The 24,197-nt window shown below is 62.7% G+C and carries 22 protein-coding genes, 1 tRNA gene and 1 pseudogene; 14 read left to right on the top strand and 10 right to left on the bottom strand.

Going from position 1 to position 24,197, the window contains the following annotated elements:
• Window positions 1-55: 55 nt before the first annotated feature.
• Both QGV54_RS18950 and QGV54_RS18945 read right to left on the bottom strand, forming a co-directional pair.
• Window positions 56-1,504 carry a M81 family metallopeptidase gene (locus tag QGV54_RS18950; protein ID WP_281019088.1) on the bottom strand — a complete coding sequence of 483 codons (1,449 nt, stop codon included), beginning with the start codon at window positions 1,502-1,504 and terminating at the stop codon, window positions 56-58.
• 200 nt (window positions 1,505-1,704) lie between these two features.
• Window positions 1,705-3,903, bottom strand: coding sequence for an NADP-dependent isocitrate dehydrogenase (locus tag QGV54_RS18945; RefSeq protein WP_281023626.1), 2,199 nt, complete (start codon window positions 3,901-3,903; stop codon window positions 1,705-1,707).
• 333 nt (window positions 3,904-4,236) lie between these two features.
• Here QGV54_RS18945 and QGV54_RS18940 point away from each other — a divergent pair, with 333 nt between their 5' ends.
• On the top strand, window positions 4,237-5,154 hold the full coding sequence (locus QGV54_RS18940) for a glucosaminidase domain-containing protein (RefSeq protein WP_281019090.1): 918 nt from the start codon (window positions 4,237-4,239) through the stop codon (window positions 5,152-5,154).
• Between the two features lie 247 nt (window positions 5,155-5,401).
• Here the strand turns inward: QGV54_RS18940 and QGV54_RS18935 are convergent.
• Window positions 5,402-5,478: transfer RNA gene (locus tag QGV54_RS18935), tRNA-Ile, on the bottom strand.
• A 256-nt stretch (window positions 5,479-5,734) separates the two neighbouring features.
• Here QGV54_RS18935 and QGV54_RS18930 point away from each other — a divergent pair.
• The 6 genes from QGV54_RS18930 to QGV54_RS18905 all read left to right on the top strand — a co-directional run bounded on the left by QGV54_RS18930 (window position 5,735) and on the right by QGV54_RS18905 (window position 12,364).
• The gene (locus QGV54_RS18930) at window positions 5,735-7,144 is read left to right on the top strand and encodes a circularly permuted type 2 ATP-grasp protein (RefSeq protein WP_281019091.1); all 1,410 of its coding nucleotides are present in this window, start codon (window positions 5,735-5,737) and stop codon (window positions 7,142-7,144) included.
• 2 nt (window positions 7,145-7,146) lie between these two features.
• Window positions 7,147-8,157: an alpha-E domain-containing protein gene (locus tag QGV54_RS18925; protein WP_281019092.1), complete on the top strand. Its 1,011-nt coding sequence runs from the start codon at window positions 7,147-7,149 to the stop codon at window positions 8,155-8,157.
• 83 nt (window positions 8,158-8,240) lie between these two features.
• The gene (locus QGV54_RS18920) at window positions 8,241-8,987 is read left to right on the top strand and encodes a hypothetical protein (protein WP_281019093.1); all 747 of its coding nucleotides are present in this window, start codon (window positions 8,241-8,243) and stop codon (window positions 8,985-8,987) included.
• Window positions 8,984-9,739: a molybdopterin-synthase adenylyltransferase MoeB gene (gene moeB / locus QGV54_RS18915; protein ID WP_281019094.1), complete on the top strand. Its 756-nt coding sequence runs from the start codon at window positions 8,984-8,986 to the stop codon at window positions 9,737-9,739. Before QGV54_RS18920 ends, moeB begins: the two co-directional genes overlap by 4 nt.
• 45 nt (window positions 9,740-9,784) lie before the next feature.
• Entirely contained in the window at window positions 9,785-10,582 is a 798-nt protein-coding gene (locus tag QGV54_RS18910; protein WP_281019095.1) for an enoyl-CoA hydratase, read from the top strand.
• Between the two features lie 57 nt (window positions 10,583-10,639).
• Window positions 10,640-12,364 (top strand): thiamine pyrophosphate-binding protein, encoded by a 1,725-nt coding sequence (locus tag QGV54_RS18905; RefSeq protein WP_281019096.1) that lies wholly within the window; start codon window positions 10,640-10,642, stop codon window positions 12,362-12,364.
• A 54-nt stretch (window positions 12,365-12,418) separates the two neighbouring features.
• Here the strand turns inward: QGV54_RS18905 and QGV54_RS18900 are convergent, their stop codons facing one another.
• Window positions 12,419-13,330, bottom strand: coding sequence for a transcriptional regulator GcvA (locus QGV54_RS18900; RefSeq protein ID WP_281019097.1), 912 nt, complete (start codon window positions 13,328-13,330; stop codon window positions 12,419-12,421).
• Between the two features lie 191 nt (window positions 13,331-13,521).
• On the opposite strand from QGV54_RS18900, the gene QGV54_RS18895 reads away from it, so the two are divergent.
• Both QGV54_RS18895 and QGV54_RS18890 read left to right on the top strand, forming a co-directional pair.
• Window positions 13,522-13,713, top strand: a complete 192-nt coding sequence (locus QGV54_RS18895; protein WP_281019098.1) for a hypothetical protein — start codon at window positions 13,522-13,524, stop codon at window positions 13,711-13,713.
• A gap of 289 nt (window positions 13,714-14,002) precedes the next feature.
• The gene (locus tag QGV54_RS18890) at window positions 14,003-14,194 is read left to right on the top strand and encodes a hypothetical protein (protein ID WP_281019099.1); all 192 of its coding nucleotides are present in this window, start codon (window positions 14,003-14,005) and stop codon (window positions 14,192-14,194) included.
• Window positions 14,195-14,234: 40 nt separating this feature from the next.
• Here QGV54_RS18890 and QGV54_RS18885 read toward each other — a convergent pair whose 3' ends face one another.
• Together QGV54_RS18885 and QGV54_RS18880 are read right to left on the bottom strand one after the other, a co-directional pair.
• Window positions 14,235-14,951, bottom strand: coding sequence for an N-acetylmuramoyl-L-alanine amidase (locus QGV54_RS18885; RefSeq protein ID WP_281019100.1), 717 nt, complete (start codon window positions 14,949-14,951; stop codon window positions 14,235-14,237).
• Window positions 14,952-15,025: 74 nt separating this feature from the next.
• Window positions 15,026-15,793 carry a TerB family tellurite resistance protein gene (locus QGV54_RS18880; RefSeq protein ID WP_281019101.1) on the bottom strand — a complete coding sequence of 256 codons (768 nt, stop codon included), beginning with the start codon at window positions 15,791-15,793 and terminating at the stop codon, window positions 15,026-15,028.
• 148 nt (window positions 15,794-15,941) lie between these two features.
• Between QGV54_RS18880 and QGV54_RS18875 the strand changes: the two genes are divergently transcribed.
• The 3 genes from QGV54_RS18875 to QGV54_RS18865 are packed head-to-tail and all read left to right on the top strand — an operon-like array spanning window position 15,942 to window position 18,419.
• On the top strand, window positions 15,942-16,601 hold the full coding sequence (locus tag QGV54_RS18875) for a carbonic anhydrase (RefSeq protein ID WP_281019102.1): 660 nt from the start codon (window positions 15,942-15,944) through the stop codon (window positions 16,599-16,601).
• On the top strand, window positions 16,598-17,980 hold the full coding sequence (locus QGV54_RS18870) for an SLC13 family permease (protein ID WP_281019103.1): 1,383 nt from the start codon (window positions 16,598-16,600) through the stop codon (window positions 17,978-17,980). Before QGV54_RS18875 ends, QGV54_RS18870 begins: the two co-directional genes overlap by 4 nt.
• Window positions 17,973-18,419, top strand: coding sequence for a DUF1489 domain-containing protein (locus QGV54_RS18865; RefSeq protein ID WP_281019104.1), 447 nt, complete (start codon window positions 17,973-17,975; stop codon window positions 18,417-18,419). The genes QGV54_RS18870 and QGV54_RS18865 overlap by 8 nt, the downstream gene beginning before the upstream one ends.
• 1 nt (window position 18,420) lies before the next feature.
• Here the strand turns inward: QGV54_RS18865 and QGV54_RS18860 are convergent, their stop codons facing one another.
• Window positions 18,421-19,005, bottom strand: a complete 585-nt coding sequence (locus QGV54_RS18860) for a PAS domain-containing protein (protein WP_281019105.1) — start codon at window positions 19,003-19,005, stop codon at window positions 18,421-18,423.
• 223 nt (window positions 19,006-19,228) lie between these two features.
• Here QGV54_RS18860 and QGV54_RS18855 point away from each other — a divergent pair, with 223 nt between their 5' ends.
• The gene (locus tag QGV54_RS18855; RefSeq protein ID WP_281019106.1) at window positions 19,229-19,981 is read left to right on the top strand and encodes a VCBS repeat-containing protein; all 753 of its coding nucleotides are present in this window, start codon (window positions 19,229-19,231) and stop codon (window positions 19,979-19,981) included.
• 726 nt (window positions 19,982-20,707) lie between these two features.
• Window positions 20,708-21,402, top strand: a pseudogene (locus QGV54_RS18850) (transposase).
• Here QGV54_RS18850 and QGV54_RS18845 read toward each other — a convergent pair.
• The 3 genes from QGV54_RS18845 to QGV54_RS18835 all read right to left on the bottom strand — a co-directional run bounded on the left by QGV54_RS18845 (window position 21,374) and on the right by QGV54_RS18835 (window position 24,142).
• Window positions 21,374-21,565 carry a hypothetical protein gene (locus tag QGV54_RS18845; protein WP_281020008.1) on the bottom strand — a complete coding sequence of 64 codons (192 nt, stop codon included), beginning with the start codon at window positions 21,563-21,565 and terminating at the stop codon, window positions 21,374-21,376. The pseudogene QGV54_RS18850 and the gene QGV54_RS18845 overlap by 29 nt on opposite strands.
• 280 nt (window positions 21,566-21,845) lie before the next feature.
• Window positions 21,846-22,778, bottom strand: coding sequence for a sulfotransferase (locus QGV54_RS18840; RefSeq protein ID WP_281020007.1), 933 nt, complete (start codon window positions 22,776-22,778; stop codon window positions 21,846-21,848).
• 225 nt (window positions 22,779-23,003) lie between these two features.
• Window positions 23,004-24,142, bottom strand: a protein-coding gene (locus tag QGV54_RS18835) for an IS3 family transposase (RefSeq protein WP_281015974.1) whose coding sequence is annotated in 2 segments (ribosomal slippage) — window positions 23,004-23,878 and window positions 23,878-24,142 — 1,140 coding nt in all. Because the reading frame shifts where the segments join, the coding sequence is not laid out codon by codon here.
• Window positions 24,143-24,197 lie beyond the last annotated feature (55 nt).

Below are 24,197 nucleotides of genomic sequence, written 5' to 3'. Positions count from 1 at the left end.
AGCCGGGCAACCTGCAGACGTGAATTCCAGGGCGCGCAGGTCAATGTGATCGCCGTCAGGTGAACGGGTCCTCGACCTTGGGCCAGAAATTCCCGTCGCGCTTGGTGAAGGGGATGATGGTCATGTCCGGCGTCACGGTGCCGGGCGTGCGCACATGGATCACCTGTGGGCTGATACGTTCGAAGTTCTGATAGAAGTGGTTCGTGGATTTCGGGATCAGGGCACGCATCCGGGTGATGTCGATCCCGAGATCGGTGTAGACCGAGGGTGAGAAGTTCTGGGTCCGGATCGACGAGACGATCAGGTGCACGCCGTCGGCGTCCAGCCAGACGCCTGTCCCCATTGGCATGTCGGCATCGCCCAGTTTCTGGGTCATGTTCTCCCTGATGCCGCGCACGGTCACTTCAAGGTCCACCGCTTCACCGGACTCCTTGCATATCTTCCCGCCCAGCCGCACGTGCATCCGCGCGCCGACACCGGCATCCTGACACATGGTCACCAGCACCGGATCCCAGAAGATGCCATGCGCGATGTCCTTCATGCCGCGCTTGAGGATTTCCTGGAGGAAGAATGTCGCATCCGAGGGCGCGCCGCCCCCGGCATTGTCACCCATGTCGGCCAAGGCTATCGGCCCATGGTTGGCGGCGGCAACGATGTCCAGCGCCTTCTGGATATCGGGGTAGTCCATCCGCAGCCCCTCGCGGATATCCCAGAGTCTGTCGGCAAACGACTTCGCCGTGCGCGCTGCCTTGTCGGCGTCACCGTCGGCAATGACCAGTGTCCTGGTGCCGACGTCGGCGACATCGGCCCAGGGGAAGCCATGGGTCAATGACACGGACAGGATTCCGTCCTTCCCCTCGGCGTCCTTCATTTCCTGGACATAGTCCCTTGCCGCGCCCTTCATGGTCTCGATGATGGTCAGCATCCGGCAATCATGGGCCCGCATCACCGGTCGTGTCCTGCCCTCGGCGGCGTCGGCGGCCATGATGAACAGTTCGCGCGCGCGCTCGGGCGCGTCGACGTGAGGATATTCCTTGTAGCTGATGATGAGCGAGGCGTTGTCGAGCATCGCCTGGGTGAGATGGTTGTGCGGGTCGAGTTCGATCCCGATCACCCTGTCCGGCCCCATGATGGCACGAGCGCGGGCCAGCATGTCGCCTTCGCAATCGTCGTAGCCGTCGGCGACCATGGCGCCATGCATCGACAACAACAGGACGTCCGGCCGGTGCCTTTCGATATCGGCGAGGATCTCGTCACGAAAAGCCTCATAGACCGCCCGGACGGTGATGCCTGCAGGCTGTGCCGCCGCGCAGAGGCTTTCGGCCACTTCCCAGCCCTTCTCCTCACCCATGCGGCGCCATTCATGAAGCGGCGCGCTGAACAGCATCGCGGGCTCACTCGTTGCTTCCCGGCTGACCATCCCCGCCTCAAAGGCGAGTCGTCCCGTGAGCATCGGCGAGAACGTGTTCGTCTCCGTGGCGAGACAGGCGACAAGCAGTTTCATGGGCTCTTTCCTCGGTCGTCTCCTGGAATGGGGCAGGCGAGAGAGCGCGTGCGACACCTCATCCGAAGACCGGAATGGCGGGCCTGTAGCAGGAGTGGGAACCGGGTGATTGTCGCCCACAGCCCCACAGACGCCAGAATGGCCAACGGGGCCTGATCACTGGACCGTGCGCCACAGACTGGCGCACGGTCCGGGGTGGATCAGGCGGGATTGCCGATGATGGCGTTCAGCGTCTCGGAGGGGCGCATGACGGCGGCGGTTCTTGCCGCGTCGGGGTGATAGTAGCCCCCAAGCTCCGCCGGGCGTCCCTGGACAGCGGCGAGTTCGGAAAGAATCTTCGCCTCACCCGACGCAAGGGCATCCGCGATCGGGGCGAAGTGGGCCGCGAGCTCGGCATCGTCTGTCTGGCCGGCCAGGGCCTCCGCCCAGTAGCGGGCAAACCAGTAATGGCTGTCGCGGTTGTCCGGCTCGCCGACCTTGCGGGAGGGGGAGCGGTCATGGTCGAGAATGCCCTGCGTCGCCTTCTCGACTGCATTGCCAAGGACGCGCGCCTTCTCGTTGCCCTTGGCGTCGGCGAGGAAGATCAGGCTTTCGCCAAGCGCGCAGAACTCACCGAGACTGTCCCAACGCAGGTGGTTCTGCTCATTGAGCTGCTGGACATGCTTCGGCGCGGAACCGCCCGCACCGGTCTCGAACAGTCCACCGCCGTTCATCAGCTTCACGATCGACAGCATCTTGGCGGACGTTGCCAGTTCGAGAATCGGAAACAGGTCCGTCAGATAGTCGCGCAACACGTTGCCGGTCACGGCGATGGAATTCTCACCCCTGGTGATGGTTTCGAGCGATGCGCGTGTGGCTTCCCGCGGGGCCATGATCCTGAACCTGTCCGCCACGCCGCGCGCTTCAAGGATCGGCTTCACGTAGGCGATCAGTTCAGCGTCATGCGCCCGCGCCGCATCCAGCCAGAAGATCGCTTCGCAGCCTTCGGCTTTCTGACGCGAGATCGCCAGATTGACCCAATCCTCGATCGGCGCCTGCCGTACTGACGAGGAGCGCCAGATATCGCCCGCTTCGACGGCGTGCTGGTGCAGGACGGTGCCGTCATCGAGGATCATCTTGACCGTGCCGGCCTCGGCGATCTCGAACGTCGTCGGGTGAGAGCCGTATTCCTCGGCCTTCTGCGCCATCAGGCCGACATTCTGGACCGTTCCGGCAGTGGCCGGGTTCAGCTTGCCGTTCTCCTTGAAGAAGGTGATCGTCTCATCATAGACCGTCGCATAGGACTGGTCCGGGATCACGCAATTGGCGTCCGCTTCCTTGCCGTCAGGGCCCCAGCCCTTGCCGCCTGCACGAATCAGGGCAGGCATCGAGGCATCGATGATCACGTCTGACGAGACGTGCAGGTTGGTGATGCCCTTGTCGGAATCGACCATGTACATCGGCGGGCGCGCGGCCATGCAGGCGTCGATGTCGGCCATGATTTCCGCGTTGTCCCTGACCCGCGCCAACAGGTCACCAAGACCGGAATTGGGATTCACGCCCAGTGCGGCCATCGCATCCCCATGCTTGTCGAAGACCGGTGCAAGGAAGGCGCGGACCGCGTGGCCGAAAAGAATGGGGTCGGACACCTTCATCATCGTCGCCTTCAGGTGCAGCGAGAAGAGGATGCCCTGTTCCTTCGTCTTGTCGATCTCGGCGGCAAGGAAATCCTTCAGCGCGGCAACGCTCATGAAGGTCGCGTCAACGACCGTGCCTGCGGGATACTCGAGCCCCTCCTTGAGAACCGTCTCGCCCGAGGCGGTCTCCAGCACGATCCTGGCACCGGTTGCGGCACCCAGCGTTGCCGAGGTCTCGTTCGAGAAGAAGTCATTCCCCGACATGGATGACACGTGAGTCAGACTGTCGGCTGACCAGTCGCCCATGCTGTGCGGATTGGCTTTCGCGAAGTTCTTCACGGCTCTCGCAGCGCGGCGATCGGAATTGCCTTCGCGCAGAACCGGGTTGACCGCCGAGCCCTTGATCGCGTCGTACCTGGCCCGGGCGGCTTTCTCATCGTCCGTACCGGGGTTTTCCGGATAGTCGGGAATGGCATAGCCCTGCGACTGAAGCTCCTTGATCGCGCTGACAAGCTGGGGCACGGATGCGGAGATGTTCGGCAGCTTGATCACGTTCGCCTCGGCCGTCGTCACCAGACGGCCCAGTTCCGCCAGATCATCGGACTGCCGCTGGTCCTCGTTCAGATGTTCGGGAAAGGCTGCCAGAATGCGCCCGGCGAGGCTGATATCCTTCGTCCCAACGCTGACGTCGGCGGCTGCGGCAAATTTCTGAATGATCGGCAACAGTGAAGCGGAGGCCAGCTCCGGTGCTTCGTCAACCTTGGTGTAGATGATATTGGGCATGGCGTGTTCCAACTTGCAGCATTTGAAGATCTGATATCCTGAACGGTATAGAACGTCAGCGTTCGACAGTCGAATGCGGTGTGACGTCGCCGACGTGATTCCGCTCCCTGCCTCGGTCCGGGAAACCCCGGCGGAACGTGACGGCTTCAGGCGGGGCGGTTTCAGGGGAGCAGAGAACTGGAGGCGCGCAGCGTCATGTTCCTGCCAGGCTGAATATCGGCATGTCCCGTCGCGGAACCCCCGATCACCTTGAGTCCAGTCCCTGATCAATTGCGCCTGTGCGCGACGCATGCGATCAATGCGGTATCAAGATACGACAATGTGGATTGCAGAATGAAGTCTCGCTTCCTTGCTGGCCTCGCCCTCACGTTGTTGCTCTCTCCGATGAGTCTCGCCGACACACGGCCACCATGGCTGCCGATCCATCTAACTTCCCCTTTTTCGCCGGGGCAGAAATGGGCGCGGATCAAGGATGGACGGGAACTTGCCGAAACCTTCGACCAGCTTGGCTATTCGCTGACGACTGTCAGGGAACGCAAGACGCTGCCGCCGGTCTACACATTGTCCGTTCCCTCCGGGTTATCCGAACTGCTGACCCGTCAGAAGACAGACACATTTATCCGGCTGGTGCTGCCGCATGCCCAGAAGGTCAATGCGGACATACTGAAGGTTCGATATCACCTTCAGGCTCTGGGCAGATTGGGACACGCGGGCGCCATCGAACGGAACTGGCTCGACGGGCTGGGGCGGGAGTACGGGATCGGGCGGGGACCGGACGTCAACGCGCTGCTGCACCGGGTCGATGCGGTTCCGATATCGCTGATCCTGGCGCAAGCCATTGTCGAGAGTGGCTGGGGAACCTCACGCTTTGCACGTCAGGGCAATGCCCTCTTCGGCGAGCACGGTCCGTCGCCGGTTGATGGCGATTTCATGCTATCCAGGAACAACAATGTGAAGGTGGCCCGTTTCGACAACATCTACCACGCCGTCGCTGGCTATGTTCACACGATCAACGCGGGCCGGGCCTACGAACGCATCCGAAAGCTGCGCTCGGAAGCCAGAGCCACGACACGAGAGGTCGACGGGCACGAACTGGCCGGCGGTCTTGGAGACTACTCGGAAATCGGCGACCAGTACGTCAAGCGTCTGCGTAACCTGATGGCCCATTATCGCCTGGCGGACTACGATCCGGTGCGACTGGACACAACCATGCCTCCACTCCTGCTACGGGTCGGCGGCGCCACGGATTGAGTGGCCCGGTGACGGTTTGTGGAATCGATATTTCCGCGAGAACTTTCAGAGTCGTGCCCCCTGTTCCGCAGAATGATGGTCTGGACGCCGAACCCAGCCTCGGGAGATTCTTGGGCAATGAACTCTGTTCAGGTGCGTATCCACGGTCTCTGGATGACGCGCGACACTCGCCGAACACCCGCAAAGGCGAAGGACAAACGGATTCCACGCCCCACGCACTCTGGATACCGGTTCGCGTTGGAAGAAGTGGTGGGCCCGGCAGGACTCGAACCTGCAACCAGACCGTTATGAGCGGTCGGCTCTAACCAATTGAGCTACAGGCCCAGCAGGGGCGATTTATACTGGCGCGGGGTTGGCCCGCAAGTCCGTTTCGACAAGTGCGGCACTGTTCGGAACCTGCCACGGAATGCAAAGAAAAGATCAAAAACTGGTCAGATGCCCAAGAAATATTCGTGGGCGGCGGACTTCGCGAAACATCCCGAAACCCAATGCGGCCTATTTACTCATCCCTGTTGCGAGCGGCGGATGCGCGTGCTCCACTTGAGGCCAATCTTGAATGTTTGAGGGGCGCCAGGACGCAATGACACCCTATGACGAAATGACGGCCAATGACGGCTCGGTGCGCGAAGCCTATCGCGAACTGGAGCACTGGCTGACCACCACCACTGTCGAGACATTCCAGAACAAGCGCAAGGAAGCCGACCTGCTGTTCCGCAGGCTGGGCATCACCTTCGCGGTCTATGGCGAGGGCGGAGATCCGGAGCGGCTGATCCCCTATGACGTTGTCCCCCGGGTCATCACCGGCGCCGAATGGAGCGCGATGGAAAAGGGGATGGAGCAGCGGGTGAAGGCGATCAATGCCTTCCTGAACGATGTCTATGGCGACCAGCAGATCTTCCGCGCCGGACACATTCCGCGCGACATCATCGAAGCCAACGACGCCTTCGTGCCATCCATGATGGGCGTGACGCCGCCCGCCGGAATCTACGCCCATATCGCGGGTGTCGACATGGTGAAGGCCGACGGCGAGTTCTACGTGCTGGAGGACAATGTCCGCACCCCGTCCGGCGTGTCCTACATGATGGGCAACCGGGAAGCGGAAATGCGCCTGTTCCCCGGCCTGTTCCGACAGCACCGGGTGAGGCCGGTGGACCATTACGCCGACTTCCTGCGCGACACGCTGCGCTCCGTCGCGCCCTACAAGGACCGGGAACCGAAGGTGGTCGTGATGACCCCGGGCCGGTTCAATTCCGCCTATTTCGAGCATGCCTTCCTGGCCGATCGCATGGGCATCGAGCTGGTGGAGGGCGCGGACCTGTTCGTGCGCGACGAGGTGGTCTACATGCGCACCACGCGGGGGCCGCAGCGCGTCGACGTGATGTACCGCCGCCTGGATGACGAGTTCCTGGACCCGCAGGCGTTCCGCAAGGATTCGCTGCTGGGTGTGCCGGGCCTCGTCTCAGCCTATCGCGCCGGCAACATCGCCATCGCCAATGCCATCGGCAACGGCGTCGCCGACGACAAGGCGATCTATGTCTATGTGCCGGAGATGATCCGCTTCTACCTGGGTGAGGAGCCGATCCTGAACAACGTCCCCACCTACATGGGCCGCAGGGACGACGAGCTGAAATACATCCTGGAACACCTGGACGAGCTGGTCGTGAAGGAAGTTCACGGCTCCGGCGGCTACGGCATGCTGGTGGGACCGGCCTCGACCAAGGCGGAGCAGGAGGCCTATGCCGAGCGCATCAAGGCGGACCCGACGGGCTTCATCGCCCAGCCGACCCTGGCACTGTCCACCTGCCCAACCTTCGTGGGGTCCGGGGTGGCACCCCGGCATGTGGACCTGAGGCCCTTCGTGCTGAGCGGCGCGGACCGGGTGCGTATCGTGCCCGGCGGCCTGACACGTGTTGCCCTGAAGGAGGGTTCGCTGGTCGTGAACTCCAGCCAGGGCGGCGGAACCAAGGACACCTGGGTGCTGGAGGACTGATCATGCTTAGTCGTACAGCCGACGACCTTTTCTGGATGAGCCGCTATGTGGAGCGCGCGGAGAATGTCGCGCGCCTGCTGGAGGTGGCCGATCGCATGGCCCTGATGCCGCAGGATGCGGGCGGGACCGATGAATGGACCGCGGTGCTGATCGCCGGCGGCGTGGCACCGCTCTACACGGAGCTTGTCGGCAAGGTGGAGGCCGATCCGACCCTGCGCTTCATGGCGCTCAGCAAGGAGAATCCGTCCAGCATCTACAATTGCTTCTCCGTCGCCCGTGAGAACGCGCGGGCCCAACGCCACACGATCACGCGCGAACTGTGGGAAGCCATCAACGACACCTGGCACGGAATCCGGGACATGACCCCGGAAAAGGTGGAGGGCATGGGCCACACCGCCTTCTTCGAATGGGTCAAGTCGCGGTCGCATCTGGTCCGGGGGGCACTGGCCGGTACCATGATCCGCGACGATGCCTACAGCTTCACGCGCCTGGGCACCTTCATCGAACGGGCGGATTCCACGTCCCGTATCCTGGACGTGAAATACCACCTGATCCTGCCGACCGAGGAGGTCGTGGGCGGCGCACCCGACTATTACCAGTGGGCTGCGTTGCTGCAGTCCGTGTCGGCACAGGGCAGCTATCGCCGCATGTTCGGCGACCAGATCCGCTATACCAACGTGGCGGAACTGCTGGTCCTGCGGCCGGAGATGCCCCGGTCGGTGCGCAGTTGCTACGACAACATCATGGAGAATCTGCAGAACCTGACCGAGAGCTACGAGAGTCCGCCCCGCTGCCTCAGGATGGCCGGCAAGCTGCGGGCGCGGCTGGTCTACGGCGAGGTGGCGGAGTTTACCGGCCAGGAATCCGGCCTGCATGAATTCCTGACGGAAGTCGTGGATACCAACCTGCAGATCGCTGCCCAGATCGGGAAGGATTTCCTGCTGACCGCGGAAGCTGACGACAGCCCGCTGGCGATCCCGGAAAATGCTCGACAGGAACAGACGATGGGGTAAGAACGGTTCCTGCGGATGGCACCTGCCATCCCGCTTGAGGCAGTCCATCAGATGATGGAATCGCACCGGGGGGAGCCTGAGCCGTGACCTATTGCGTCGGAATGCTGACTGCCGAAGGCCTGATGATGCTGGCCGATACCCGAACCAATGCGGGCATCGACAGCATATCCACCTTTCGCAAGACCACTGTCTGGCACCGGCCTGGCGAACGGCTTGTCACGCTGCTGTCTGCGGGCAACCTGGCGGTCACCCAGGCGGTCGTCGGCCACCTGCAGGAACTGATCGCCAGTCCGAACGCTGACCCGTCCCAGACGATCCTCGGCGCACCGAGCATGTTCTCCATTGCCCGCCTGGTGGGCGATGCGGTGCGGCAGGTGCGCATGCTCGACGGTCCCTCGCTGGATCAGGGCGCCGGGGGCTTCAATGCCTCCTTCCTGCTGGGCGGCCAGATCGCGGGGCGGGAACTGCGGCTCTACCAGGTCTATGCGGAAGGCAACTTCATCGAGGCATCCGAGGACACGCCCTTCTTCCAGATCGGGGAGACCAAGTACGGCAAGCCGATTCTCGACCGGGTGATGAACTTCCAGATGCCACTGGTGGAGGCGGTGAAGGTCGGCCTGATCTCGATGGATTCGACCCTGCGGTCGAACATGTCGGTGGGCCTGCCGGTGGATCTGCTGCTCTATCGTCGCGACCATCCCGGAACCTGGCTGGAGCGTCGGTTCGAGGAGGGCGACCCCTACTTCGAGGACATCCGCAACCGCTGGTCCGATGCCTTGCGCGCCGCCTATCGCGAGATCCCCGATCTGGAACTGGATTTCTCTGCATGAGCGGTCTGACCGACAGCCAGATCGACCGCTATGCCCGCCACATCGTCCTGAAGGAAGTCGGCGGCGCCGGCCAGCAGAAGCTGCTGCGGGCGCGGGTCCTGGTGGTCGGTGCCGGCGGGCTCGGTTCCCCGCTGATCATGTATCTGGCCGCAGCCGGGGTCGGGACCATCGGCGTGGTGGATGACGATATCGTCTCCCGCTCCAACCTGCAGCGCCAGGTCCTGCATGGCGGCGACATGCTCGATCGCCCGAAGACAGACAGCGCGATCACTTCGGTCGCCCGTCTGAACGATGATGTCACCGTGGAGGCGCATCAGACCCGGATCAGCGCCGAGAACGCCGACGAACTGGTCTCCGGCTATGATCTCGTCTGCGACGGATCGGACAATTTCGCCACCCGTTTCGCCGTACATGACGCCTGTTTCAGGAACCGCAAGCCGCTCGTCTCCGCCGCGATCCTGCGCTTTGACGGTCAGTTGGCCACCTGGCGTGGCTATGAGGACGGGCTGCCCTGCTATCGCTGCCTGTACCCGGAGATCCCGCCGGAGGAGCAGACCTGCGCCCAGGACGGCGTGCTTGGCGCCATCGCCGGGGTCATGGGGTCGATGCAGGCGGTGGAGGTGATCAAGGAATTGCTCGGGCTGGGCGAAAGCATGGCCGGGCAGTTGCTGATCCATGATGCGCTGGGCGCGACGTTCCGCAAGGTACGGGTCAGGCCGGACCCGGAATGTCCACTCTGTGGCGGTGTCTGAAAGGCTCCGCTATCGTCACGAGATTCTTTTTGGGGAGAGAGAGAAATGGCTGATCTGGAAGTAGGCATCGCCGACGGTATCGCCACCGTCACCATGAACCGTCCCGAGGCACGCAACGCGCTGTCGATGGAGATGCGGGCGCTGATGCGCGAAGCCATGCACGAGCTGGAATATGACGACGCGGTGCGCTGCGTCGTGCTGACCGGCGCCGGTGATCACTTCATGGCCGGTGGCGATGTGAAGGGCATGCACGAATACCTCGGCACGGCCTCCGAGAGCGAGATCCAGGCCTATTTCGTCAACCGCATCCATGACCTGCACCCGATCATGTATTCCATGCGCCGGATGCCGAAGCCGATCATCGCCAAGGTCCGCGGTGCCGCCGCCGGTGCCGGTGTCTCCATGGCCGCGGCCTGTGACATGGTGATCTCCGCCGAGAGCGCCTTCTATACCCTGGCCTATGTCCACATCGGCACGACGCCGGATGCATCCTCCAGCTTTCACCTGCCCCGCGCCGTCGGCATCAAGAAGGCCATCGAGATGACCATGCTGGGCGACCGCCACACCGCGCAGCAGATGGCCGACGCCGGTCTGGTCAACTTCGTCGTGCCGGACGCCGATCTGGATGCGGAGACCGACAAGCTGGCCACGCGGCTGGCGAATGGTCCGACCTTCGTGCTGGGACAGGGCAAGCGGCTGATGTACCGCAGCCTGGAGAACGAATTCGAGAGCCAGCTGCAGTTCGAGGCGGAGTGCTTCGCGGAATGCGCGAAGCGCGAGGACTATCGCGAGGGCGTCAATGCCTTCGTCGAGAAGCGCAAGGCGAAGTTCACCGGGAAGTAGGCCTCTCGGCAGCAGTGACCGGCCAGAACGGGAAGTAAGAAAGAGGCGGAGAAGCCCATGTCCAGCAACGAGATGACGGGCGGCGAGGCCCTGGCACGCATGTTCCAGGCCTATGGCGTCGGACCGATGTTCGGCATGGGTGGATTCCAGCTGCTTCCCTTCTACGACGCGGTGCGCCGGCTGGGGCTTGGCCATAACCTGGTGAATGACGAGCGTTTCGGTGCGTTCGCCGCCGATGCCTACGCCAAGGTGTCGGGTCGGGTCGGCGTCATCGACGCGACGCTGGGTCCAGGGGCCACCAACCTTGTCACCGGTCTGGTGGAATCGCTGAACAGCGGTACCCCGATCGTTGCCCTGGTGGGTGACAGCCACCGCGCCCATTCCTGGAAGAACATGACCCAGGAATCGCGCCAGACCGAGATCCTGGCCCCCGCCGCCAAGGAAATGATCCGGGTGGAACGGATCGAGCGCATTCCCGAACTGATGACGCGGGCCTTCGCCGTCGCCACATCGGGCAGGCCGGGGCCGGTCGTGGTCGACGTGCCGGAGGACATTGCCCACGACACCTTCCCCTTCGACCCCGCCGAGTTCGAGGTTGATCCCGCCTACCAGTCCGCCCCGTCGATCCGCTCACGCCCCGCCCGCGCCGACGTGGAACGCGCGGCGGCACTGATCGCGAGGGCGCGGAAACCGATGATCCTGGCCGGGGGCGGGGTTCACATCTCCCGGGCCTGGGACGCGCTGCAGGCGCTGGCCACCGCCGCGGCCCTGCCGGTGGCGCACACCATGACCGGCAAGGGTGCCATTGCCTGCACCGATCCGTTGAGTGCCGGGCTGTTCGGGCGCTATGACCGGATTGCCAACAGCATGATCGAAGAGGCGGACGTGCTGCTGGTCATCGGCTGCAAGCTGGGGGAGATCGCCACCAAGCGCTATGTGCTGCCGGGCGCGGGCAAGACCATCATCCATCTGGACATCCTGGCGGAGGAGTTCGATCGGACCACTGCCGCCGATGTCCGGCTCTGGGGCGATGCACGTGAAGGCTGCCTGGATCTGGCCGAGGCCCTGTCCGATTCCCGCCCCGATGCGGACCGGCGTGCCTGGGCGGACAGCGTGCCGCAGCGGATGGCGACATGGCGGGCGTCGGTGCAGGACCGTCTCACCTCCGCCGAGGTGCCGGTCAACATGGCGCGGATGCTCAATGAACTGAACGGCATGCTGCCCGATGACGCCCTGCTGGTGGCCGATGGCGGCTTTGCGGCGCATTGGGGCGGGTTGCTCTATGACCAGCCGCGCGCCGGCCGGGGTTTCGTGCCGGATCGGGGCTTCGCCTCCATCGGCTATGGCCTGCCGGGCGCAGCGGGGGCAAAACTGGCCGCGCCGGAACGGACCACCTTCGCGATCACCGGCGACGGTGGCTTCAACATGATGATCGGTGAGCTGGAGACCGCGCGCCGCCTCGGGATCGGCTTTGCGCTGATGGTGGTGAACAATGCCGCCTCCGGCTACGTCAAGGCGCTGCAGCACCTGATGTATGGCACCGATGCCTACCAGTCATCGGACCTGAAGGAAGTGAACTACGCGAAGGTGGCGGAGGCCATGGGCTGCCGCGGCATTCGCGTCGAGCACCCCGACCAGTTGCAGGCCGCCATCGCGGCCGGGATCGAGACCACGGACGGCCCCTGTGTCATCGACGTCGTCGTGACCCGTGATCCGGCCAGGATGCTGCCTGCTGTCGACAACAGGACCGTGCAGGCCAAGAAGGGTGATCGCGTCGCCTGACCTGCCACACGGGGCCGGGGCCGGAGCTGGAGCCGGACGGGACCGTGCCGGCCTTCAGGACTGCTGCAGCCGCTCCTCCGCCTCCGCCGTGACCTCCATCAGCCAGGTCTCGAAAGCCTTCAGGCGGGGCCTGCTCTCGCGGCCTTCCGGATAGACCAGGTAATAGCCCCCCTTCACCGCCAGGTGGAAATCGAGCGGTTCGATCAGCGTGCCCGCCTCAAGCTCCGGGCGGACCAGATTCGGGTTCACGGGCACGATGCCCAGTCCCTGGATGGCGCCCTGGACTGCCAGGTTGGTGGTGTCCAGCTTCAGGCCCCGATCAGGATCGACACCGGTCTCCCCCACGGCGGTCAGCCACTGCCGCCAGGTATCGGGGCGGTTGACGTCATGCAGCAGCGGGTAATGCACCAGATCCGCCGGTGTCCTCAGCTTCGGTCGGCCTTCCAGCAGCGCCGGGCTGCAGACAGGCACGATCTCCTCCCGCAGCAGCAGCTTGGCCGTCAGTCCCTTCCAGCCGCCGACGCCATAGCGGATGGCCGCATCGGCCTCCACACGGCTGAAGTCGATGGCTTCCACGTTCGTGGTCATCCGCACCTCGATCTCCGGGTGGCGCTTCTGGAAGGCGGAGAGCTGCGGCACCAGCCAGCGCATGGCGAAGGTCGGCAGCACGTTGACCGTTAGCGAACCTGAACTGTCTTCCGCCTTCAGGGCTTCCGTCGCCTCGTTCATCTGGTCGAATGCCTGGCGCAGCGCCGGATAGTAGCGGCCGCCGGCAGCGGTCAGCAGCACCTTGCGCTGGCGACGCTCGAACAGTTTCACACCCAGCAGGTCCTCCAGTCCCTTGATCTGATGGCTGATGGCGGACGGCGTCAGATTCAACTCCTCCGCCGCGCGCGTGAAACTGAGCTGGCGCGCCGCGGCCTCGAACACGCGCAGGGCATTCAGCGGGGGCAATCTTCTGGGCACGTCGGACCCTCCAGGAAGGCGTGCGGCGCATGTTGCAACGCAACATTTGCCTGATCAATGAATTGAATTCATCAATGTGATGAGAAATGATCCTTTGTCAAGCGTCAGCACTGTTGACATATTCCAATCAGTCAGACGTTGAGCGGGGGACGCCTGACCCAACAGACCCTCGCTGAGCAAGGAGTATCGTGATGCAGTACCAGCAGATCAACCTGAATGATTTCAATGAACTGAAGCAGTCAAGCCCCGTCGATGGCGAGACTGGAGCTCTCGGTTTTCTCGACCTGGACGCGATCGAGCAGCGGGCGCATGCCGCACGCGCCGCCGCGACCCTGAAGGGCATCAACGGCATGCGCAAGGCGATGCTGCGCCTGTTTGCCTGACCTGATATCAACCTTTCGTTAAGCGTTTCGAACGCCGTCGCACCGAAATGCGGCGGCGTTCGGCATTTATGATGCAGCGCAATATAGCATTGCGCGGAATGCATGGCTCCGGGCATGCCGGCCGCGAAGCAGCAGGGCATCTACGGTACTTATTGATGAATTTGATTCATCTTCTCGGTGAGAGATGATCTTTTGTCATTCGCGCTGTCCGGCAACATATTGGTTTCAGTCAGACGTTGAGCGAGGGGCGCCTGACCCGACAGACCCTCGCTGAAGATGGAGAGTTCAAATGCAATACCAGCAACTCAACCTCAATGAATTCAATGCGATGAACCGCACTCCGGGCACAGAAGTGCACCTGCGGGAGAATGGCTCGATTGACATGGACTACTATCTGGCGCGCGCACAGAAGGCGCGGGCAGAAGAATCAGCCAAGAGCCTGCTGGCGATCAGGAAGGCCTTCACCGCACTTTTTGCCTGAAATGAAATCAACTGAGTGACGCGAAATCCGGCGCTGCCGGTCAGACGTTCATCAGACTGTCCACGACGCCGATGCGGGAAACCGTGTCGGCGTCTGCCGTTCCGGAGATCCGATCCGGCCGGAAATGCCGCTGAAACGCCGTGATGACGGAACGCGTCTCTTCGCCTGCCCGGCCATCGACCTGCACCCCGTAGCCGATCCGGGCCAGGGCCGCCTGCACCTGCCGTGTCCCCGCCACGGGCGGAGCATCTGAAGGGCCAGGCCCCGGCCAGAGCCCGATTCCGGCTTCGGCCAGCCGCGACCAGGGGAAATGCGCACCGGGATCCTGCTTGCGCATCGGGGCCACATCCGAATGCCCGAGGATGCGCCGGTCCGGAATGTCGTGGCGGCGGCGTATGTCGCGGACCAGGTGGATCAGGGCCGCGATCTGGGTGTCCGGGTAAGGCTCGGGGCCATCTGGCCCGGCGCAGGAGTGACCCCGGTTCTGCAACTCGATCCCGATGGAGCAGGCATTGATGTCCGTGACACCGCGCCATGAGGCAACGCCCGCATGCCAGGCGCGACGGTCCTCCGCCACCAGCGCATGGACGCGCCCATCGGTATCGACGAGATAGTGTGCCGAGACCTTCGTGGCAGGATCCGTCAGCAGATCCAGTGCCGTCGCCGCATCGGGCGTGTCCGTATAGTGCAGCACGAGCATGTCCACCGCCGTGCCCTTGCGGTCGTCATGATTGGGGGACGGGCGGTTCCTGCTCATCGTGTGGCCCTGATCATCGCGAGGCCCCCATCATTGCGGGGCCCTGATGCATCGGCTCGGCGGGACCGGCGTCATCAGCCGAACCCGCGTTCCTTCGAGATCCGGTCATAGGCCGCGTTGATCTTGGCCAGCTTCTCGTTGGCCACGGCGACGAATTCCTCCGGCAGGCCCTGCGCGATCACCCGGTCCGGATGGTTGGCCTTGATCAGCTTGCGGTAGGTCGCCTTCACCTCCGCATCCCCGGCGTCGGTCGCGATGCCGAGCACGGCATAGGGATCTTCCTCATCCAGCCCCAGATAGGTGGCATGCAGGCGGCTGTAGGCGGCATGGCCGATCCCGAAGATCTCGGCGACAGCCTTCAGGAACGTCACCTCGTTGGGGTGAATCACATTGTCGGCACGGGCGATGTGCATCAGGCCGGCCAGCAGATCCTCCAGCACTTCCGGGTTACCCTGGAACATCCCGGCGATCTGCTCGGCATAGGGCTCGAAGCCCGTCGCCTCCCGCTTCGCCTGATTGAAGACCCGCGCGACATTGCGCATCTCGTCCGGCGGAACCTGAAACACTTCCCGGAAGGCCAGGATCTCGTCCCTGGTCACGACGCCATCGGCCTTGGCCATCTTCGCGCCAAGCACGATGACCGCGATGGTGAAGGCGACCTTCTTGGTTGCGGCGGGGCGTCCCCCCTCCACACCATCCTGCAACAGCGCGTCTGCCGCATCCTCATCGGATTCGCGGATCCGGTCGACAGCATGGCCGGCCAGTCCGCCCACGATCGCCCCGATCGGCCCGCCGACGGCAAAGCCCAGTCCGCCACCGATCAGTTTCCCCCAAACGCTCATCTGCTCGCCAATCCCGTCACCTGCCGCAGGCCGTCCACCGTCGAAGTGCGACGCCAAATCCAGTCTGCTGAAAGCCTAGCCACCTTGCATGACAACGCAAAGCGTCCGATTGTCTCCCCGACCCTTGCCCTGACCCGGAGAATCGTTTGTGTCCCTGAACCAGCTTCTGGATGGATATCACGCCTTCATCGAGGATGGCTTCGCGGCAAATGCGGACCGCTATCGGCAGCTCGAGGCGCTGGGCCAGTCGCCCAGCACCATGATCATTGCCTGCGCCGACAGCCGCGTCGATCCGGCGACCATATTCAATGCCGGTCCGGGGGAGCTGTTCGTCATCCGCAATGTGGCGAACGTGGTGCCGAGCTATGCCCCCGACGGGCGCGCACATGGCGTCAGCGCGGCGCTGGAGTTCGCGGTCAAGGTGCTGAGGGTCAGCGATATCGTGGTGCTGGGCCATGCCCAGTGCGGCGGCGTCAAGGCGCTGCTGATGGATGAGAACAACACGGACGGGATCGGCGAGTTCGTGGCTCCCTGGATGGCCAGTTCGCGCGGCATCCTTGACCGGGTGATGGGGCATTCGGCCGGGCACGATGTCGAAACGATCCTCGGCCGGATGGAGGAGGAGAACATCCGCCTCGGCCTGTCCAACCTGATGACCTTCCCCTGGATATCGGAACCCGTGAGAGCCGGCAGGATCGCCCTGCACGGCATGCATTTCGGCATTGCCGAGGGACGGCTGGCACGCCTGGACCCGGAAACCGACACCTTCGTGACCGTCGGGACGGGTGCCGGGGCGTTGCAGGCGTGAGACTGCGGCTCGGCCCATCGGTCGCCGCCCTGTTCCTGCTGGCGGGTGCGGCGCTGCTGCTGATCCCGATCGAGGGCCTCTCGCATGAGGCCGCCCTGGGCGGGGCGCTGGCACTGGCGGCCATCGGGCTCTGGGCAACCAACGCCATTCCCGAACATCTGACGGCGCTGCTGTTCTTCCTGGTCGCCATGGTGGCCGGTGTCGCCACGGCACCGGTCGTCTTCTCGGGCTTTGCATCCTCCGCATTCTGGCTGCTGTTCGGCGGCATGATCGTCGGCGCCGCCGTGCGTGATACGGGTCTCGGCGCGCGGGTCGCCGGTGTTCTGGCCCGCCGCATGGGGGTCAGCTATCTCGGAATCCTGAGCGGCGTGATGTGCGTGGCACTGGGCCTGGCCTTCGTCATGCCGTCATCGACAGGACGTGTCGTGCTGCTGATGCCCGTGGCGTTGGGTCTGGCCGATGTCTTCGGTTTCGAGGAGGGTTCGCGTGGCCGGATCGGCATCGCGATGACCGCCGGGCTGGGCGCTTTCCTGCCCGGATTCGGCGTCATGCCCGCCAACGTGCCGAATCTGGTGATGATCGGCGCGGCTGATACGCTCTACGGGCTGAAGCCGGTCTACGGGGACTACCTGCTGCTGCATTTTCCGGTCCTGGGCCTGCTGAAGGCGATCACGGTCGTTGCCGTGATCCGGATCCTGTTTCCCGACAGTATCCGTGCCGATGCCCGAACCACCTCCACACCGGGGCCGCTGTCATCAGAGGAGCGGCGACTGGCCGTGATCCTGGTGGTGGCGCTGGCACTGTGGGCGACGGACTTCATTCACGGCGTCTCGCCGGCCTGGGTGGCGCTGGGGGCCGGTGTCGCCTGCATGCTGCCGCCGTTCCGGCTCATCGACCCGGCGAAGATGACCGATGCGGTGCAGTTCCGTCCACTGCTCTACATCTCCGGCGTGCTTTCCCTGGGCGCGGTGGTCGCGACCACAGGCATTGCCGACCACATGGCCAGCGGTTTCCTGCGGCTGGCGGAGCTGGAGCCGGGCAAGGATGCCTGGAACTTCGCTGCCGTCGTGGGCGCGTCGATCGGTGTCAGCCTGCTCGGCACCGCGCCGACCGTGCCTGCGGTGCTGACACCGCTGGCGGACCAGCTCTCCGTTGCCATGGGGCTGCCGCTGGCCACGACCCTGATGATGCAGGTGCCGGCCTATTCGACGGTCCTGTTTCCGTTCCAGGGGCCACCGATGGTGGTTGCCATGCAGCTCGGCAAGGTGCCGATGCGTGACGGCATCCGGGCCACCCTGATGGTCGCGATCATCACCATCGTGATCCTCTTGCCGCTCGACTATCTGTGGTGGCAGGTACTCGGACGGTTCGATGGCTGACCGGAAGACAGACCGCGATGCGCCGAAGGTGGTGCATCTGCTGAAGATCTGCGTCGGCGTCGATCAGGTGGAGCAGCTGGAACTCTGGCAGGGCCAGCGCGTGGCGCGCGGCGAGCCGTTGCGTCATGTCACCCGCAGCCGGCCACGGCGGGACGCGGAGGTGCTGGCCGGGGGATCACTCTACTGGATCATCGCAGGCGCGATCCGGGTGCGGCAGCGGATCGTCGGGCTGGACCGGGTGGAGACCGACACGGGCATCAAGTGCGGCCTGGTACTGGACCCGGAACTGGTCCGTACGGAACCGTGGCTGCGTCGCCCGCATCAGGGCTGGCGCTACCTGGAGGCGAAGGATGCGCCGCCGGACCTTTCCGGCCGTGCCGACGCGGAAGGGTTGCCGCCGGAGCTGCAGGTGGCCTTGCGCGACATCGGCGTCTATTGAGTCAGGGATGGTCGCCTGCGGGTGCCTGGGGCGGCAGGTGCGCCGTACGGGTGCTGGAATGGACCAGGCGCAGGCCTGTCGGAATCCCGGTGCGCCAGTGCCACCGCCAGTAACCGATCAGGAAGTCAACGCGATCACCGCTGCCCAGGAACGGCGTCAGCACCCGCTCGTAGGACTGGGGCTCGAGAGTCGTCATCCGCCCGCGACGATGCCAGTAGTGCGGCCGGCCCTGACGAATGACATCCTCGTAGACCGGTTGAATGGCCGCCATTTCCGCCTCGGGCAGGGTTTCATCCATGAATTTGCCACTGTGGGAAGCGCCATTGACATGGTCATGGTTGGTGCCCAGGAACCTGTAGCGGAAACGGTTGGCGCGGCCTTCCTTGCGGGCGACCTCGATCACCGCGATACCGCGCCACAGACGCGCGACGTCAAGCGGATCGAACTCGCTCTTGCGCGGGGTGCGACCGTGCTTCCTCTCCAGGGACATCCAGTAGTCGAGGAACGACTGCAGGCCGCTTTCGAGTGCTTCCGGATACCCATCGGAGGACCCGACCTCTGCCCATAGCAACGATTCTGTCGACATCAGTCCCTCTACCCCAAGCCCCCCGGCTCCGTTTCCCATACGACAGCTACCAAAGCTTGTGGACTCCAAAAACGGGTAGATGAAGTATGTGGACACCAAAAAGGGAACAATTTTGCTCATGTTTCGCCCGATTCCCGATTTCGTACAGAAATGCCTCTTTGTTGGGCTCATTCTCATCCTCCTGACACCCCCGGCGACGGCCGAACAAGGGGTTCAGGACCTGTTGCCCGATTCGACGGTCGCAAGGGGAACAGGACTGATCGCGGAGGCCTGGCTGGGGCAGCCGGTAGGGCGCTACGGACATGGTGTCCTCGGCGACCGGACAGAGGCTGGAACCCTCTATGCGCGCCTGGCCAATGGCCGGGTTGTCGGGCACCGGCTGGACAGTCGCTCCGTGTTCGAGGATCTGACCGTGCGCCTTGCCGACCTGAACGGCAACGGACAGGACGAACTGGTCGTGGTGCAGTCGAGCCTGGAGCAGGGTTCGGCCCTGGCGGTGCTCGGCCTGCGTGCCGGACGCCTGCAGGCCATCGCACGCACGCCCTGGATCGGCACCCGCAACCGGTGGCTCAATCCGGCGGGCATCGCCGACTACGATGGTGACGGCGTGATGGAGATCGCCCTGGTCCGGACCCCCCATATCGGCGGGACCCTGCAGTTCTGGCAGCTTGCCGGTGGTGAGCTGATCGCCAGGGGCGAACTGTACGGGTTCTCCAATCACCGGATCGGCAGCCGGATACAGGACCTGAGCGCCACGCTCGACTGGGACGGCGACGGCATCGCGGATCTGCTGCTGCCGGAGGTCGGGCGACGCTCGCTGGCCGTTGTGACGCTCTCTGGCGGGACCACGCGGGTCCTCACCACGCTGCCGCTACCGGCCGAGGTGAAAGGCCCGCTGACCCTGAATGCCGGGGGCCGATCCGTGCGGGTGCCGCTCGAGAATGGCGAGACGGTCAGCATCGGCCCGGACACCTGATCGGCGCGGCGGCGTGCCTGCCGGCCGGCGATTTCGGTATTTTTGATGATTTACCGCATACTTCCGGGCGGCAATGTCAGGGAATAGTCGCCGGGCAGCTCACAGCAGCTGTTGCACATGCGGTGATGGGCACCCAGACTCATGATTTCATTGCCACATTCCTGGTAGTTCAGGCATTTCCTGCGCGTCCGGCCCGACCGTGGGCCGAGAATGGTGCGACGGCGTTCATCGCGATAGGGACCTCGGGTGTAGGGAGACACTTGAAACTGCAGTAACCGGGACTGGGCGGGATTTGCCGGGACATAGTGGGACGGGGCCGCGGAATCCGCGGATTTGTGGTGGGGTGGCAAGCGCGAAGGATGCGGGTGGTCAAAATTGCAGTCGGGCGGGTGTGCCGGAAAATTTTGACCGATTTGTCATTTGATTCTGCAGTAACGGCGCGGCATTCGGATGGCGTTCAAACAGCGTTCAAATGAATTCTCTGCACTCTGCGATTTCCGAGCGGAATCTTCCTAGTGGATAGAATCAGACGGATAGTACCCCTTGGTGGGCAAGCCATTTTGCCGAATGACTGCCGTAATTCCGTGCGATACGGATTATCCATGCGGGACTCATCTGTTTCGCTTTAACCCGCATTCCCCAGATGGATGCCATTTCCACCGCCGTCTGAAGCGTGATAACCTCGCCTCTACAATAGGTTAAACGTGATTGGGGGCGGATTTGGCGGTGGACGCGACGGGTGAAGCGGGATCGGGGCCTCTGCGGCTGCAATTTGACCGCTCGGTGAAGGTGGGGTTTCGGGGTTCCTCTATCAGTTCCGACGGCGGGCTGCTGCTCCATCGCGAACTTGATGACGCCCTCGGTCTGACCGTCCTGGCGGCGGAGTTGGTCGCCGATCCACGCACAGGCAGAAACGGGCGGCATCGCCTCGACGGCCTCCTGCGCCAGTCCGTCTTCTCTCGACTCGCCGGGTACGAGGACGTCAACGATGCCGACCGGCTTTGCCGCGATCCAGTGATGCGCCAGCTTGTCGGTGGGCGGGCGTTCAGGAAGGCGCTGTCTGGAACGGCCACTTCCAGAAGAAGTGCCTGCACCCGCTGTTTGTGTTCAACCAGTTCGGCGATCTGGAGCGGTGCGCTCTGAGGCCGGGCAATGTCCACAGCGCCGATGGCTGGGAAGATGTGCTCAAGCCTGTGCTGGTGCGATATTCGGCGGAGGCGCGGCCGTCGATCACGCGCCGGCGGTTCCGGGCCGACGCCGCCTTCGCTATTCCGGCGCTGTTCGAGCTGCTGGAGGCCGAGGGCTGGGACACTGAACCGGCATGCCAAGTGCGCAGAGCTATTTCTGCAAGACATGCCGGTCTCCAGCGTCGGAAAGCTTGTCGCAGAACCGTCAGGCGGTGCCGCGTGCGGCGTCGGTGAAGGTGCGCCATTTCTCGACCGAGTCGCCCTCCGGCACCGGATAGTAGTAGGCGATGCGGTCCACGACCCCGGTATAGCGTTCCCGCACGATCCGGCCCGCGTCCTTCAGGTTGCCGACGACGGCGACCTGTTCGACGATGCGGTCCGGGATCTTCGCCGCCATCTGGTCCATCTGGCATCATATTCGTCCGTGACATGGAGAAGGTCACCTCCAGGGTGAATTCCGCTCCGCGCTATCGAACTATTGCCGCAGATATTTGAACAGATTCGCCAAGTTTCCGATCAATATGAAATATGCATCTTTAACCACCAGCTCGCTGATCCTCTGTTTTCGGCACCTCGAACGTGGACGCTGAGGCCTTCGATGTCAGGCTTGAATGCGTGATGCCGGTGCGGCGACATTCGCGCGGGCGCTGGATACCGAACTCAGATGCAGAATCGGCCTATCCCAGTATTTTCTTAAAGTCGGAAATGCGTCCGATCCTGGAGATGTCCACCCAATCTCCAGACCATGCGGCAGGCATTTGACCTGGCGGTATAGACACGAACTTGTCGTCCGCAGCATCGTCTTGCCCACCGGAAAAATCCGTATCCCATTGAAAATCAGGACCGAGCAACGAGATCAGTGCTGCATTGTAAGGAGCGAAAAGCTCATTCAGAGACTGTACAGTATCAGCCGAAATTCCAGGACGACGACTGGCTATGATCGGCATGAAATTCTGCTTCATGCACGGCTGAATTCCCATGAATTCACACATTCTTACATGTGTCGGAAAAAAATTCTCCTTATAGTTTTCAAAACGAATAAATAGACAATTTTTCTCACCATATATATCAAGAAATTTTTGCACAAATGGAGCATATAAGCTCATTCTTAATGCCGATTCCCCATTAAATTCCGGAAATTGTAATATTTTTTCTTTATTCACTTTGTAGAAATGGGAGTATTTTCTTATATGATCATCGAATGTCCCTTGGTAATTTCCACTCTTCCTGCCATTCATGAATCCTGAATAGGCTCTTTCTATTGGATTTCTCATGGTGAAAATTATCTTCGCATCCGGATATCTTTTTTTGAGAAGGTCGATCCCTTTTTCTGACGCAAAAAGCCCCGGAGTGGTCTCGAAAGAGATCACACGCTTGCCACTTATCTGCGCGAGGAGCCAAGCCAGTGGGCGCAGGGGAAACAGAGCCCGATAGCGAAACCAGTCCAAACCATCACCAGAAAATCCGGGGCGGTCGAACGAATTGGCTTCTTTTACAAAGCATGAAAGTATTTGAGGGTGGGCCTGCAAGTTCCAATACATCGCGCTTGTTCCGGATTTTTCCGCACCCACAATAAAAACTGTAGGATTCATTCTTGCGGGGGCAGTCACCAAGCGGCTCTTGAATTTCCAATGTCGCTTCAGATTTGTATACATATGGCCTGTTACTCTTTTTCGTCAGCCGCCGACCATGCTAGACCTGCATCCTCATTTGCTAACTCAACGCCCGAGAATGCGCAAGACTGAATCACCGCGTTAGCCGCCCGGGCCTCGACAGAGGTGGTTCGGTTCGTTTGAACAGTTTCGAGCCGTTTCTTAGGTGGATTTTCCGCTTGGTTATGCCGCCACCGGGATTGGTTGCAACTTGATGTGATATGCCTGATCGGGCGTTTGCCCTTCCAGCGATGAATGCGGTCTCCTTGTGTTGTAGAAGGCCAGGTATCGGTCGATGCCCTGTCGGGCGGCTGACACGCTTTCATAGGCGTGCAGATAGACCTCCTCGTATTTGACGCTGCGCCAGAGCCGTTCGACAAACACGTTATCGCGCCAAGCGCCCTTGCCATCCATGCTGATCTGGATGTCGGCGTCCTTCAGCGCCTTGATGAAGTCAATGGACGTGAACTGTGATCCTTGGTCCGAGTTCATGATCTCCGGCTTGCCATATCTGCGCAGGGCATCATTCAAGGCCTCCAGACACGGCGCTGTTTCCAGCGTCACCGACAGCCGCCAGGCCAGAACCTTGCGGCTGAACCAGTCCAGAACGGCGACCAGATAGACGAACCCTCGGGCCATGGGAATGTAGGTAATATCCATGGCCCAGACCTGATTGGGCTGCGTCACGGCCAGCTTGCGCAGCAGGTAGGGATAGATCCTGTGACCGGGCGCAGGCTTGCTGGTGTTCGGTCTGCGATAGAGCGCCTCAATGCCCATCGTTTTCATGCAGGTTGCCACGTGCAGCCGCCCGGCCGTGAAGCCTTCCTGCCGCAGCAACCCTTTCATCATACGGCTGCCCGCGAACGGGTAGTCCATGTGCAACTCGTCAATTCTGCGCATAAGCTTGAGGTCCGCCGCACTGGTCGGGCGCGGCGCGTAATACAGGCTGCCCCGGCTGATCCCGAGAAGCCGGGCTTGCCGTGTCAGGCTCAGCCTGTGGTCCGGGCCCGTCATTTCCTTGCGCTCGGCAACAGACCGGCCTTGTCGAGCGCGCCCTCTAAAAAATCGTTTTCCAGCGCCAGCTGGCCAATCTTCGCGTGCAGGGACTTTACGTCGATCTGCGGCTCTTTCGCGGCCTTTGGCGTGTCATCGAAGACACCCGTTACGCCCTCAAGCAGCTGATCCTTCCACTGCTTGATCTGATTGGGATGCAGGTCGAACTGCGTCGCCAGCTCGCTCATCGTCCTGTCGCCCTTCAGCGCCGCCAATGCGACTTTCGCTTTGAAGGCAGGGCTGTGGTTCCGCCTGGGTCGTCTTGTCATCTTCGCTCCTTCGTCCCGGCAACGCTGCCGGATTGGGAGCAGAAAATCCACCTAA

This window comes from Minwuia sp. IMCC3060, from assembly GCF_029909435.1.
Taxonomy (GTDB): domain Bacteria; phylum Pseudomonadota; class Alphaproteobacteria; order Minwuiales; family Minwuiaceae; genus Minwuia.
Note: the sequence above shows the minus strand (reverse complement) of the source record. Positions and strands in the feature narration are given on the sequence as shown.